The following is an 11,487-nucleotide window of genomic DNA, read 5'->3' as shown; positions in this document are numbered from 1 at the left end:
AGCTTCGACCCCTGCCTCCCCTGCGGCGTCCACATGTACCTCGGCAACGGCAAAACCCTCACCACCACCCACACCCCCACCTACGGAGCCGAACATGCCTGACACGGAGCAGGACGCCCGGTCCGGCCGGCTCGCGGACCCGGACGTGGAGGCGCGGCTCGCCCGGCTCGACGAACTCCTCGCGGGGCTCGAGTCCGCTCCGGGGCCGACCGTGCGGTCCGCCCTGGAGGCGGTGCGGCTGCTGACCGAGGTCTACGGCGAGGCGCTGGGCCGCGTCCTCGACCGCGCGGACGGTGAACTGACGGCGCGTCTGGCCGAGGACGAGTTGGTGGGCCACCTGCTGGTCCTGCACGAGATCCACCCCGAGCCGGCCGAGCGCCGGGCGGCGCGCGCCGTCGAACGGCTGCGCCCGGCGGTACGGGAGCGCGGCGGCGACGTCGAGTGGATGGGCCTGGAGGAACAGGTGGCCCGGGTGCGGGTGACCACGGGCGGCGGCGGGTGCGGTTCCGGGTGCGGCGGCGCCACGGACGACGTGACCGGCGCCGTCCGTGCGGCCGTGCTCGCCGCCGCTCCGGAACTGGCGGCGGTGGAGGCGGTGCCCGGTGCGTCCGAGCGGCAGACGGCTCCCGCGTTCGTTCCCCTGGAGACGCTCGCGCGCCGGGGTGCGCCACGCTCGCAGGGGCCACGGTGACCGGGGACGGAGCGCTGGCCCGCCTCATCCGCTCCTCGGCCGGCCGGGCCTCCGCGGCACCGGGCGAGGTGTGCGATCTGTGCGCCGCGCCGGTGCCCGAGGACCACCGCCACCTCTACGACACCGCCGAGGCCGAGGTGCGGTGCGCCTGCGGCCCCTGTTCGGTGCTCTTCGCCGAGGACGGGGCGGGCGGCGGGCACTACCGGCTCGTCCCCCGGCGCCGGGTGCGGCTTCCGCGCGTCGACACGGCGGCGCTGGGGGTGCCGGTCGGTCTGGTCTTCTTCGTGCCGCGCGCCGACGGCACGGTCACCGCGGAGGGCCCGAGCCCGGCGGGTGCCATGCGGTGGGAGGTGGACGCGGCGGCCTGGCGGCGGTTGACCACCCGGTCCCCCGAACTCGCCTCCATGGAGCCCGATGTGGAGGCGCTGCTCGTCAACACCGTCCAGGGCCTGGACCACCACTGGATCGTGCCCGTCGACGACTGCTTCCGGATGCTGGCCGTGGTCCGCCGCGAGTGGCGGGGCATGTCCGGCGGGGCCCGGGTGTGGCCCGCCGTCGAGCAGTTCTTCGCGGAGCTGACCGAACAGAACTGACCGAGACAGAACTGACCGAACGGAACTGGCCGATCGGAGCTGACCGACGTGCACGAGTTGTCGATCGCGACCGCCATCGTGGAACAGGCCGGCGAGGCCGCCCGGGCCGAGGGGACGGGCGCCGTCTCTGTGGTGACGGTGCGGGTGGGCGAGCTGGCCGGGGTCGTACCCGACGCGCTGAGCTTCGCCTTCGAGGTCGCCCGGGAGGGCACCGCCCTGGCCGGGGCCCGGCTCGTCGTCGAGCAGGTGACCGCGCACGCCTACTGCGTCCCGTGCGACACGGAGTTCCCGGTCGGCATGCCCCCGTTCTTCTGGTGCCCGCACTGCGATCGTCCGTCGCGGGACCTGCGCAGCGGACGGGAGTTGGAGATCACCGCCATCGAGCCCGCGCCGTCGCCGGCGCCTTGACGGGCCGCCAGGCGGCCGGACGGCCCCGCCGGTGCACGACGCACCGGCGGGGCCGTCCGTCCCTACGGGTCAGCAGATGCGCGGCAGTTGCTCCCCCAGGGGCAGGTCGACGACCCGGGTGCCGCCGAGGCCGGTGGCGACGACCACCATGCCGGGATGGTCGGCGACGCACTCGCCGATGAGCACGGCTCCGCCGCCCTGCGGGTGGGCACGCATCGCCTCCAGGACGGCCTCCGCCTCGGTGGGCGGCACGAAGGCGACGAGCCGGCCCTCGTTGGCGACGTACAGCGGGTCGAGGCCGAGGAATCCGCAGGCGTTCGCGACCGCCTCGGGGACGGGGATGGCGCGTTCACGCAGCCGGACTCCGGTGCCGGAGGCGCGGGCGATCTCGTTGAGGGAGGCGCCGAGACCGCCCCGGGTGGGGTCGCGCAGCACGTGGATGTCCGGGGTGACGGCCAGCATGGCGGCCACCAGGTCCCCCAGGGGCGCCGTGTCGCTGGCGACCTCGACGCCGAACTCCAGGCCCTCCCGGACGCTCATGATCGCCACGCCGTGCAGGCCGATCGGGCCGCTGACGATGACGGCGTCGCCCGGCCGGGCCCGCTGCGGGCGGATGTCCACCCCCTCGGGGACGACACCGACCCCGGCGGTGGTGACGTACACGCCGTCACCGTGTCCGGCCTCCACCACCTTGGTGTCGCCGGTGGCCACGGTGACGCCCGCGGCTTCGGCGGCCGCGCCCATGGCGCGCGCGATCCGGTCGACCACGGACAGTTCCACGCCCTCCTCCAGCACGAAGGCAGCGGAGAGGTAGGCGGGCCGGGCGCCGCTCATCGCCAGGTCGTTGACGGTGCCGTTGACCGCCAGGTCGCCGAGGCTGCCGCCCGGGAAGAACAGCGGCCTGACGACGTAGGAGTCGGTGGAGAACGCCAGCCGGGTGCCGCCGAGGTGGAGGACGGCGGAGTCGCCCATGGCGGCGAGGACGGGGTTGCCGTAGGCCGGGGCGAAGACGTCCTGGATCAGTTCGGCGGACAGGGCGCCGCCTCCGCCGTGGCCCATCACCACGACCGGCTGGTCGCGCAGGGGGGCGGGGCAGGTCCAGTTCGCCGGGTCGACGGGGGCGTCGGCCGCCGCGGAAGCCAGTTCAGCCAACGGGGTTCATCTCCTCCTGCGGGATGCGGGAGCCCTGCGGCGCCGGGGCGCCCGGTGAGGCCTGCCCGGTCATCCGGCGGTACAGGTAGTAGGCGGCGCAGGCGCCCTCGCTGGAGACCATGGTGGCGCCGAGCGGGGTGCGCGGGGTGCAGGTGGTGCCGAACGCGGAGCACTCGGTGGGCTTGATCAGCCCCTGGAGGACCTCGCCCGCACGGCACACCGCGGGCTCCTCGGTGCGGATGCCACCGACGTCGAAGCGGTGCTCGGCGTCGTAGGCGCGGTAGGCGTCGGACAGCCGCCAGCCGCTGGCGGGGATGCGTCCGATGCCGCGCCAGGACCGGTCGGCGACCTCGAAGACCTCCTGGAGCATGCTCAGAGCGGCCGGATTGCCCGTCTCGCGCACGGCGCGCGGGTAGGCGTTCTCCACCCGGTGCTCGCCGCGCTCGAGTTGGTGGACGCCCCGGCGGATGCCTTCGAGGATGTCCAGCGGTTCGAAGCCGGTGACCACGATCGGCACCCGGTGCCGCTCGGCCAGGTCCGGGTACTCGGCGGTGCCCATGACGCTGCACACGTGCCCGGCGGCGAGGAAGCCCTGCACCCGGCAGGCCGGGGCCGTCATGATCGCCTCGATGGCCGGTGGCACCCGGACGTGCGAGACCAGCAGGCTGAAGTTGTCCAGGCCCAGGCGGCGGGCCTGGTGCACGGCCATGGCGTTGGCGGGAGCGGTCGTCTCGAAGCCGATGGCGAAGAACACCACCTGCCGGTCCGGGTGCCGGCGGGCGAGCCGGAGGGCGTCGAGCGGCGAGTACACCACCCGTACGTCCCCGCCCTCGCCCTTGACCCGGAACAGGTCCCGGTCGGTGCCCGGCACCCGCAGCATGTCGCCGAACGAGCAGAAGATCACCTCGGGGCGGGCGGCGATCGCCAGTGCCTTGTCGATGACTTCGAGGGGGGTCACGCACACCGGGCAGCCGGGGCCGTGGATCAGCTCGACCTCCTCGGGCAGCAGCTGGTCGATGCCGTGCCGGATGATCGAGTGGGTCTGCCCGCCGCAGACCTCCATCAGCGCCCACGGCCGGGTGACCGTCGCGCGGATCTCGTCCAGCAGCCGCCGGGCCAGACCGGGGTCGTTGAACTCGTCGATGTACTTCATCAGGCCTCACTCCCGCTCTTCTCGCGTTCCCCGGCCCCGGGCGCTTGCGGGGCCGGGTCGCCGGCCTGCTCGGCCGCCTGTACCCAGGCGTCACCGAACTCCTCTTCCAGCAGCCCCAGTTGCTCGAACAGCTCCAGGGACGCACGGGCCGACTCCTCGTCCAGGCGCTGGAGGGCGAACCCGACGTGGACGATCACGTACTCCCCCACCCGCACATCGGGCAGGTACTCGAGGCACGCCTGTTTCTGCACCCCTCCGAAGTCGATCAGACCGGTGAGCGGGTCGGCACGGTGGTCGATGGCCACGACTTTGCCGGGCACTGCCAAACACATGGGTCACTCCGTCTCGTCGCTGTCTGTCGTCCGCCGGCCCCGCGGCTCTCGCGCGGGTCCCGGCCCGGTCGGCTCATACGGCGGCTTCCGGGCGCCGCCGGTGGTGCCGCCCGTGTGCCGCGACCACGAGCTGCCCGAGGGCCAGTCCGCCGTCGTTCGGGGGGACTTCGCCGTGGCGCAGGACGGTGAAGCCGTCCGCGGTGAGCAGCGCGGCGCACTCGTCCTCCAGCAAGCCGTTGGCGAAGACACCGCCGCTGAGGACGGCGGTGGTCAGGCCGGTGGCCGCGCGGGCGCGGTGGCAGATCTCCGCGACGGCCCGCGCGAGGCCCCGGTGGAAGCGGGCCGCGAGGACCGGCGACGGGGTGCCGCGCCGCTGGTCGTCGAGGAGCGCCCGCAGCATGGGCGCGGGGTCGCAGCCGAGGGGGCCGGGGCCTTCGGTGATGGCGAAGGGGTACGCCGCGCTGTCGGCGTCCCGGGCCAGGGTCGCGGCCGCCTCCAGTTCCAGCGCGGCCTGCGCCTCGTATCCCGCGCGGTGGCACACGCCCGCGAGGGAGGACACGGCGTCGAAGAGCCGGCCCGTGCTGGAGGTCGGCACGCAGGCCAGGTCACGCTCCAACTGCCGCCGGAGCAGCGACCGTTCGTCGGGTGCGCAGGCGGCGACGCTGGGCAGGCGGGGGTCCCAGGGCAGTCCCGCGGCCCACAGCCGGGCCAGGGCGAGCCGGCAGGGGTTGGCCACGCCCGCGTCGCCTCCGGGCAGCGGGGCGGGGGTCAGCCGGGCGAAGCGGCGGTGGCCGGTGTAGTCGGCGAGCAGGAACTCGCCGCCCCAGACGGTGCCGTCGTCGCCGTACCCGGTGCCGTCGAAGGCGACGCCGATGACGGGCGTGGTGCCGTCGAGGCCGTGCTCGGCCATCGCCGAGGCGATGTGGGCGTGGTGGTGCTGGACGAGTACGGGCTCCGGCTGCGGGAGTCCGGCGGCGCGGCGGCGTGCCCAGCGGGCCGAGTGGTAGCCGGGGTGGCGGTCGGCGGCGACCAGGGCGGGGGTCACTCCGGTCAGGCGCAGCAGGTGCCGTTCCGCCCGCCGGGCGGCCTCCTGGGTGGCGAGGTCCCCCATGTCGCCGATGTGCGGCCCGAACCAGGCCTGGTCCCCGTCGCCGACGCACGGGACGTTCTTCAGGTCGCCGCCCACGGCGAGCGCGGGGCGCACCGCGAGCGGCAGGCGCAGCGGGCGGGGCGTGTAGCCGCGGGAGCGGCGCAGCACCTGTTCGGTGCCGTCGGGGCGTACCCGCAGCAGGGAGTCGTCGCAGGGGGAGGCGATGGGCCGGTCGTGGGCGAGCCAGGCGTCGGCGAGCCCGGCGAGCCGGGTCAGCGCCTCCTCGTCGTCGGTGACGATCGGTTCGCCGGAGCGGTTGCCGCTGGTCATCACCAGCACGCGCGGACCGGGGGGATCGCCGGGCAGCCCGAACAGCAGGGTGTGCACGGGGGTGTAGGGCAGCATCACACCGACGTGGGGGCTGCCGGGGCACACCTCGTCGGACAGGCGGAGCCCGTCCGGCCGTGCGCGCCGGCGCAGCAGGACGATGGGCCGCGTCGGGCTGGTGAGCGTGGCCCGCTCGCGGTCGGTGGGGTCGGCGATCCGCTCGACGGCGGCGAGGTCGGCGCACATCACGGCGAAGGCCTTGCCGCCGCGTTCCTTGCGCGCCCGCAGGGTGGCGACGGCGCGGGTGTCGGCGGCGTCGCAGGCCAGGTGGTAGCCGCCGACGCCCTTGACGGCGACGATCCGTCCGGCGGCGAGCAGGGCCCGGGCCGCCGCGAGGGCGCCCGTGTCCCCGACCGGGCGGAGCCTGCTGCCCGCTGGGGGGACCAGGCGCAGCCGGGGGCCGCAGTCGGGGCAGGCCACGGGCTGGGCGTGGAAGCGCCGGTCGTCGGGGTCGGTGTACTCCCGGGCGCAGGCGGGGCACATCGGGAACCCGGCCATGGTCGTGACCGCGCGGTCGTACGGCATGGCGGTGGCGATGGTGAAGCGGGGGCCGCAGTGGGTGCAGGTGATGAACGGGTGCCGGTGGCGGCGGTCGCCCGGGGCGGCGAGTTCGCGCAGGCAGTCGGCGCAGGTCGCGGTGTCGGGCGGGAGATGTGTGCGTCCGGGCGAGTGTTCGGTGGCGCGGATGGCGAACGGGCCGGTGGCGCCGGTGGCGGGAAGGTCCTCCAGTCCGATGCCGGTGACGGCGGCCAGCGGGGGCGGTTGCCGGGCCAGCCGGTCGCAGAAGCGGGTGACGTCGTCCGGCGGGCCCTCGATCTCGATCACCACGCCGGCGGCGGTGTTGCTCACGAAGCCAGCCAGTGCCAGGTCGGCGGCGAGGCGGTGCACGTAGGGCCTGAAGCCCACGCCCTGCACGGTGCCGCGCACGGTGAGCCGGCGGCGCACCGGGCCGGTGACGGGTGCGGTCATGAGGCGTGGGTGGTCGCCGGGTGCGGTTGCGTGTGGTGGTCGTGGGCCTGTTCACCGTCGGCGGCGTGGTCGTGGCCGTGGGGGTGCGGGGTGAGCGGGGGCCGGTGCTGCGGGGCTCCGTCACGGGCTGCCAGCACTCGGTCCAGGACGGTGTCGACGCCGTCGCCGGTGCGCGCGCAGGTCCGTACGATCTCCACCCCGGGGTTGACCTGCCGCACATGGGTGCGGAAGGCGGTCTCGTCGAAGCCGGCGGCCTCGGCCAGGTCGGTCTTGGTGACCAGGACCAGGTGGGCGGAGCCGAAGGCGGTGGGGTACTTCAGCGGCTTGTCCTCGCCCTCGGTCACCGCCATCAGCACGATCCGCAGGGTCTCGCCGAGGTCGTAGGACGCGGGGCAGACGAGGTTGCCGACGTTCTCCACGAACAGCACCGCCGTGTCCTCGGGCAGCCAGCCCTCCAGCCGGGTGCGGACCTGCCGGGCCTCCAGGTGGCAGAGTCCGTCGGTGAGCACCTGCTGCACCGGGGCGCCGGAGCGGGCCAGCCGGCGGGCGTCGTTCTCGGTCGCGAGGTCCGCGGTCAGGGCGGCCACCGGGACGCCCCGCTCGACGGCGCGGGCCAGCACCCGGCCGAGGAGTTCGGTCTTGCCGCTGCCGGGGCTGGACAGCAGGTTGACGACGGCCACGCCCTGCCGGGCCAGGTCGCCGCGCAGGGTGGCGGCGAGGTCGTCGTTCTTGGCGAGGACGGCCTGCTTGACGTCGACGGACCGGCACATGGCGCTGCTCCTCGGGGTCGGTTCAGGGGCGGGGGCGGGGAGGACGGGGGAGGGTTGCGGGGCCCCTCACCGATCTTCGGCCCCTTCGGAGGCGAGGTGCGGGAGCGCAGCCGTGTGCGCGGGGGCGGATTCCTCCGTGCGGACCAACGGCGGGGTGGCCGCGGGGTCGGCGAGCAGCACCGGGACCATGGTGTGCAGGGCCTCGACCGCCGGGGCGACGGCCTCCCGCACCGGGTCGCTGAGCCCGGCCATGATGTCCTCGTCGCCGCGTGGCCGCACCTGGGGCTCGCAGGCGAGCACGAGGACGCGCGGGAGCGGCCCGTCGCCCAGGTGCGCGGCCAGGGCCAGCACCTTGGCCGGGTCCATGCCGTGGGCCTCCGGCGGGGCCGCGGCGCCGGCCTCGGCGCCGGGGAGTTCCGCCTCGATCAGGGACAGGGTGCCGGGCCGGTGGCCGCGCGGCGCCGCGTCGACCAGGACGGCCGTGTCGTAGCCGTCCAGCAGTTCGTAGGCGAGGTCCAGGCCGCGGATGCCGAAGTCCCGCACCCGGACCCCGGCCGGCATCGGGCGGGAGCCGAGGGCCTGGATCACCTCGGGGCCGAAGGCGTCGTCGGCGAGGAAGATGTTGCCGACGCCGGCGACCAGGAGCCGGGTGCCGGGCGGCGTCATCGGGTGCCTCCGGTGAGCGGGGCGCCGGTCGCGGACAGGGGGCGGGCGCAGGCGCCGGGCAGCTTGCGGACGAATGCCGAGCGGAGCGCGTGGTAGGGGGCGGTGGGGTCGAAGAAGATGTCGCGCATCCGGGCGAGTTCGGCGCGCCGGTGGTCGGCGAGCGGCCGTACCGCCTCGTCGCGGGCGCGGGCCGCCATCTTGGCGTCGATCCGCCGGCCGAGGTCGGGCGCGTCCGCGAGCCCGGCGGCCATGCGGTCGACCTCGGCGGTGAACTCCCCCGCGGGAACGGGCACGAGACGGTCCACCAGGCCCAGGCCGTGCGCGGTGGCGGCGCTCACCGGCAGGGCCTCGGTGGTCAGCCGCCCGGCCGTCCCGGTGCCGGTCCGGCGCGGCAGGGTGTACGTCCAGAACTCCGAGCCGTACAGGCCCATCCTGCGGTAGTGCGGGTTGAGTACGGCGCCGGTGCGGCACCACACCTCGTCGGCGGCGAGGGCGAGCATGACGCCGCCCGCGGCGGCGTTGCCGCCGAGCGCGGCGACGACCAGCCGGTCGGTGGTGTGCAGCACCGCCTCGACCAGGTCGTCCATGGCGTTGAGGTTGGCCCACGACTCGGCGGCCGGATCGTCGGACGCCTCGATGACGTTCAGGTGGATGCCGTTGGAGAAGAAGTCGCGGGCGCCGCCGAGGACGAGTACAGGGGTGGAGCGGGTGAGGGCGTGGCGGTAGGCGGCGAGCAGCCTGCGGCAGTGGTCGGTGCTCATCGCGCCGCCGGGGAAGGAGAAGGTGACGAAGCCGACGTCGCCGCGCTGCCGGTAGCGGATGTCGGTCCAGGTGCGCCGCCCCGGGGGCAGTTCGAGCGGTACGGGCGCCTCGGGGAGACCGGTCGGGCCGACGACCGAGGCGGCCGGGCGCTTGAAGGGGGCCGGGTCGCCGGAGTTCTTGCGCGGCCTGAGTTCCGGGATCCACACGGCGCCGTCCCGGGTGGCGCGGCACACCGCTCCCGCCCGCGTGGCGAGCAGTTCTCCGGGGCGGCCGCGCAGTTGGTCCTCCGGGTGACCGCCGTGCAGGAACAGTTCACGGCCGAGGAGTTCGTCGAGGACTCCGGGCTGCGAGTCGGCGCCTCTCAGCTTGTTCAGCACGGTCGCCGTGCTGTCGTGCTCCCAGTCGACGCGGCGGCGCTCCTGGCGCAGGAAGCCGCGCCAGACGACGTGGGTGGTGGGGTCGCTCTGCGGCAGCGGTTTGAAGGAGCCCTCGGCGTAGCGCCGTACGGCCAGGAGTACGGCGGCCACGGCGGCGTCGGAGACCTCGTTGCGGTACAGGTCGCTCTTGCCGACCGGCTCCGTGCGGAACGGCATGGCCGCCCAGATGTCGCCGGCGTCCATCGCCGCCTCGGCCTGGAGGACCGTCACGCCCCAGTCGGGCACCTGGTCGGCGATCGCCCAGTCCAGCGCGGAGGGGCCTCGGTCGCCCGGTGGGCCGGGGTGCACGACGAGGCAGGTGTGCTCCCGCCACACGTCGTCGGGCAGCGCGGTCTTGAGCATCGGCGCGATGACGAGTTCCGGGTTCGTCTCGGCGACGGCGGCGCGGACGGCGTCGGGGCCGGGCGCGGCGAGCACGACGTCGACGTGGTGGCCGTGGTCCGCCAGTTCGGCGTAGACGCGCTGCGACAGGCTGTTGAACGCGCTGACGACGAGCAGAATGTCCATGATGCGGCATGGTGTCCGGTTCACGGGGCTCCGGGAAGGAACCCGGCGGGGCGTTCGTCCGTCTGCGCCAGACCCCGTCCGCCGTCCGCGTCAGATCTCCTCCTCCATCCGGATCGCGTTGCACCGATCCGTCTCGCAGGCGCAGTCACGGACCCACCGGCCGACAGCGACCCGGCGGCCAGGCACCCGGCGCGTCACTTCACTACTTTCCGATCATATGATGTAACAGTCTGCGTATGATCTGTCAGCAGAACATCGACAGGGCCCCCGGCCACCGCCCTCGCCGCCGCGCGCTGCGCGGGACCCTGCTGGCCGCGGCGACCACCGCGGCACTGGCCGGCGGACCCCAGGCGACGGCGCTCCCGGCCGTCGGTCCAGGTCCCGACTGGGACGCCATCGCCGCGTGCGAGTCCAGCGGCAACTGGAAGGCGAACACCGGCAACGGGTACTACGGCGGGCTCCAGTTCCGCCAGTCCAGCTGGATCGCCGCGGGAGGGCTGAAGTACGCGCGCCGCGCGGACCTGGCCTCGCGCAGACAGCAGATCAGGGTGGCCGGGCGGCTGGCCGTCCTCCAGGGGATGTCGGCGTGGGGCTGCACCTGACGGCACCTCGGCCGTCCAAGTGCCGCTCCCGGAACGCCGGTTGAGTCGACGGGCGGTCAGCAGAGCACCGAGAGCGCGCCGGGCAGCACGCGGGCCGTGACGGGCAGGACCGCCTCGACCTCGCCGTCGGCGCCATAGGGCACCTCGCGGTCGGCGGCGACACGGATCCGTCTGCCCCGCAGGATCCGCACCTCGGGGCGCTCGACGTGCGCGCCCGACTTCAGCTCGTTCATCAGCGCGAAGAAGAGCCGGCGCGGCGCCTCGCGGATCATCACCACGTCGAGCAGGCCGTCGTCGACGCGGGCGCCGGGCGCGATCATGCGACCGGAGCCGTAGTAGGCGGAGTTGGCGGCCACCACGGTGTAGCCGCGGTGGGTGTGCTCCTCGCCGTCGACGGTGACGTGGTAGGTCGCCGCCCGCCAGGTGGCCACGGCGCGCAGCCCGCCCGCGTAGTAGGAGGCGGCGCCGCGCAGCAGCCGGGAGTTGTTCGCGTGCCGGTTGGCGAGCGCGTCGACGCCCGCGTACACGCTGCCGAGGACGACGGTGCGCGGGTGCGCGGCCGACTCCACCTCGATGGTGTCGACGCGGCGCGGGGCGCCGTGCAGCAGGATCCGGGCCAACTCCGCCGGATCGGCGGGCAGTTCCAGCGCGCGGGCGAAGTCGTTGCCGCGGCCCGCCGGGACCAGGCCCAGGAGGGTGCCGGTACCGCTGAGGGCTCCGCCGATGCCGCCCGCGATGCCGTCGCCGCCCACGGCGAGCACGACGCGGTCGCGCTCCCCGGCCAGGCGGGCGAGGTCCTGGGCATGGGTGAGACTGCGGCTGTACTCGGTCTCCACTCCGGCGCCTGCCTCCCGGAGCAGCCTGGCCACCCGCAGCAGCGCCGCGGCCCCGGCGGATCCGCCCGCGGTGGGGTTGACGATGGCGGTGAACTGTCGCATCGGTGGGGCCTCCGGGACGGAAAGAGGGGC

The 11,487-nt window shown here is 74.9% G+C and carries 12 protein-coding genes; 4 read left to right on the top strand and 8 right to left on the bottom strand.

The genetic code is table 11. The features are described 5' to 3' along the window. Positions 1–94: 94 nt before the first annotated feature. Genes ACFY3J_RS06275 through hypA form a run of 3 tightly spaced genes read left to right on the top strand, consistent with a single transcriptional unit; the run spans position 95 to position 1,692 of the window. Complete coding sequence (locus ACFY3J_RS06275; RefSeq protein ID WP_390840395.1) at positions 95–691, top strand: NifU family protein; 597 nt, start codon at positions 95–97, stop codon at positions 689–691. Next, a complete protein-coding gene (locus ACFY3J_RS06270; RefSeq protein ID WP_384181290.1) occupies positions 688–1,284 on the top strand; it encodes a DUF5947 family protein in 597 nt (198 codons plus the stop codon). The genes ACFY3J_RS06275 and ACFY3J_RS06270 overlap by 4 nt, the downstream gene beginning before the upstream one ends. A 48-nt stretch (positions 1,285–1,332) precedes the next feature. Next, positions 1,333–1,692 (top strand): hydrogenase maturation nickel metallochaperone HypA, encoded by a 360-nt coding sequence (gene hypA, locus ACFY3J_RS06265; protein WP_384181288.1) that lies wholly within the window; start codon positions 1,333–1,335, stop codon positions 1,690–1,692. A gap of 69 nt (positions 1,693–1,761) precedes the next feature. On the opposite strand, the gene hypE is transcribed toward hypA, so the two are convergent. From hypE to ACFY3J_RS06230, 7 genes are all read right to left on the bottom strand, one after another. After that, positions 1,762–2,751: a hydrogenase expression/formation protein HypE gene (hypE, locus tag ACFY3J_RS06260; protein ID WP_384181312.1), complete on the bottom strand. Its 990-nt coding sequence runs from the start codon at positions 2,749–2,751 to the stop codon at positions 1,762–1,764. 85 nt (positions 2,752–2,836) lie between these two features. Continuing rightward, positions 2,837–3,997 carry a hydrogenase formation protein HypD gene (gene hypD / locus ACFY3J_RS06255; protein WP_390840394.1) on the bottom strand — a complete coding sequence of 387 codons (1,161 nt, stop codon included), beginning with the start codon at positions 3,995–3,997 and terminating at the stop codon, positions 2,837–2,839. Continuing rightward, positions 3,997–4,329, bottom strand: a complete 333-nt coding sequence (locus ACFY3J_RS06250; RefSeq protein WP_384181283.1) for a HypC/HybG/HupF family hydrogenase formation chaperone — start codon at positions 4,327–4,329, stop codon at positions 3,997–3,999. The genes hypD and ACFY3J_RS06250 overlap by 1 nt, the downstream gene beginning before the upstream one ends. A 73-nt stretch (positions 4,330–4,402) precedes the next feature. Beyond that, positions 4,403–6,775, bottom strand: a complete 2,373-nt coding sequence (gene hypF / locus ACFY3J_RS06245) for a carbamoyltransferase HypF (RefSeq protein ID WP_390840393.1) — start codon at positions 6,773–6,775, stop codon at positions 4,403–4,405. Further along, positions 6,772–7,545 (bottom strand): hydrogenase nickel incorporation protein HypB, encoded by a 774-nt coding sequence (gene hypB, locus ACFY3J_RS06240; RefSeq protein ID WP_384181279.1) that lies wholly within the window; start codon positions 7,543–7,545, stop codon positions 6,772–6,774. The genes hypF and hypB overlap by 4 nt, the downstream gene beginning before the upstream one ends. 66 nt (positions 7,546–7,611) lie before the next feature. After that, positions 7,612–8,211 carry a hydrogenase maturation protease gene (locus ACFY3J_RS06235; protein ID WP_390840392.1) on the bottom strand — a complete coding sequence of 200 codons (600 nt, stop codon included), beginning with the start codon at positions 8,209–8,211 and terminating at the stop codon, positions 7,612–7,614. Beyond that, the gene (locus tag ACFY3J_RS06230; RefSeq protein ID WP_390840391.1) at positions 8,208–9,917 is read right to left on the bottom strand and encodes an enoyl-CoA hydratase-related protein; all 1,710 of its coding nucleotides are present in this window, start codon (positions 9,915–9,917) and stop codon (positions 8,208–8,210) included. The genes ACFY3J_RS06235 and ACFY3J_RS06230 overlap by 4 nt, the downstream gene beginning before the upstream one ends. A 236-nt stretch (positions 9,918–10,153) precedes the next feature. Here ACFY3J_RS06230 and ACFY3J_RS06225 point away from each other — a divergent pair, with 236 nt between their 5' ends. After that, complete coding sequence (locus ACFY3J_RS06225; protein ID WP_384181273.1) at positions 10,154–10,519, top strand: transglycosylase family protein; 366 nt, start codon at positions 10,154–10,156, stop codon at positions 10,517–10,519. Positions 10,520–10,575: 56 nt separating this feature from the next. Here the strand turns inward: ACFY3J_RS06225 and ACFY3J_RS06220 are convergent, their stop codons facing one another. Continuing rightward, positions 10,576–11,457 carry a YegS/Rv2252/BmrU family lipid kinase gene (locus ACFY3J_RS06220; RefSeq protein ID WP_390840390.1) on the bottom strand — a complete coding sequence of 294 codons (882 nt, stop codon included), beginning with the start codon at positions 11,455–11,457 and terminating at the stop codon, positions 10,576–10,578. Positions 11,458–11,487 lie beyond the last annotated feature (30 nt).

This window comes from Streptomyces sp. NPDC001231, from assembly GCF_042896885.1.
Classification (GTDB): Bacteria; Actinomycetota; Actinomycetes; order Streptomycetales; family Streptomycetaceae; genus Streptomyces.
This window is presented reverse-complemented; position numbering and strand designations above follow the sequence as displayed.